The sequence below is a fragment of the Mesotoga sp. HF07.pep.5.2.highcov genome (assembly GCF_003666285.1).
Lineage (GTDB): Bacteria > Thermotogota > Thermotogae > Petrotogales > Kosmotogaceae > Mesotoga > Mesotoga prima.
Genome location: NZ_JFHJ01000555.1, coordinates 1 through 1,470, shown reverse-complemented (window position 1 = coordinate 1,470; position 1,470 = coordinate 1). Strand labels below are relative to the sequence as shown.

Annotated in this window: 1 protein-coding gene and 1 pseudogene; both read right to left on the bottom strand. The window is 42.4% G+C overall.

From position 1 onward, the window contains the following. A pseudogene (locus BG32_RS11715) lies at positions 1–242 on the bottom strand (ABC transporter substrate-binding protein); the annotation flags it as partial. A gap of 262 nt (positions 243–504) precedes the next feature. Then, positions 505–1,470 (bottom strand): MFS transporter (locus tag BG32_RS11710; protein WP_121526866.1); only part of this gene is annotated, 966 nt, incomplete at its 5' end.

The following is a 1,470-nucleotide window of genomic DNA, read 5'->3' as shown; positions in this document are numbered from 1 at the left end:
TGGACAATGTGAGGTTGATCTCCCGCTCGGTACGAAGCTATGGCCTTGGTAAGTGTCTCTGCGTATGAACCTGTGAACTGAGCCACCACTTCAATGTCGGGATTTTCGGCATTGAAACCTTCGACAATTGCTTCGACCGCTCCCAGTCTGCTACCACTCATAGCGTGCCAGAAGTTGATCGTGGTTTTTCCGAAAGCAAAGATCGATAGACACAGAAGAACTAACACAAGAAACTTTTTCATAATACCCCTCCCTTTTCAAAAATTGAAAACGGTGGAACGTTCATTCAGATTATAATACCGTGCTCAGATTCCAGTAAGCTCGCCATGAGCTTACCATGCCCGATTATTGGCTTCTAGAACTGGAAAGACAGTTGTTTCTGCCCGATCGGAAGAAATAATTGAATATCTGTTTTTTGTGTTGCAGTTTCAATATCACTATTGAGTAGGAGATTTGACAGAGCTGACATTTTTGATGAGCTTCAAAGCGAATGTTAAAAGAAGCTCAAATCAACGCATTTTTCCGCCTGCTGATCACTATGTAGAAAATAATCATTACTACAGACGAGACAACTCCGACGAATCCGAAAAACCTGAAAGCAAAGGTAACTGACAACAAGTCAATGACGATTCCTCCTCCGATAGATCCCACTATGAAAGTCATCCCCGATCTCACAACCCAGAAAAGACTTTCGGCCTTCACAAGGCTCTTACCGGAAAGCTCGTAGTGTATGAAATGATACAGGGAGTAGTACATGAGAATATACGTCAAGCCGTGTGAAAACTCGACAAGATAGAGCAAAACTTCGTTTGTTGCATAAGATATGAGAATCATCCTCACCCCCATTACGATCATTCCGAACAGCAGAATCTTCATGTTTCCAATCTTCTCGATTATTCTATCGGCAAATAGAAGGAAGGGTATTTCTGAAAGCGCGGTAATCGCAAAGACCATCCCGACAACGGACGAATCCATACCATTTTCCCTGGCATAGACAGCAATGAAGGTGTTATGAAAGGAATTCAACGTAACTCCGACGAACATCCCAACAGTCATCATTGTGAGTTGAAAAGTTGAGCCTGTACCTGAAAGGTGCTGTTGATCTGCCGTTTCCAAGTCATCCGTTTTTGGACTAATAAAGAGAGAAGAGATAACAAGCACTGCTGCCGATGCTGCAAACAACCAGAAAAAACTAAGACCCACTAATCTGCTCAAGGCCAGTGAGGTAATCGCAAAACCAATGGTCCCGAAAAGTCTTACGCGATCGAACCGACCACCAGAACTCTTCAACTTATTGATGATTATCGAGTCTCCGAGCGGGACAACAGCAGAGAAAAAGAATGATAGCAAGATCATCATAAATAAAGTAGTCGTGAAACTCTTGATAACGAATATCGGCCATATTAACAATGCTGACGAAAGAGATACAATATAATATATCTTGTCATAACCGAATTTACCGCTGAGTTT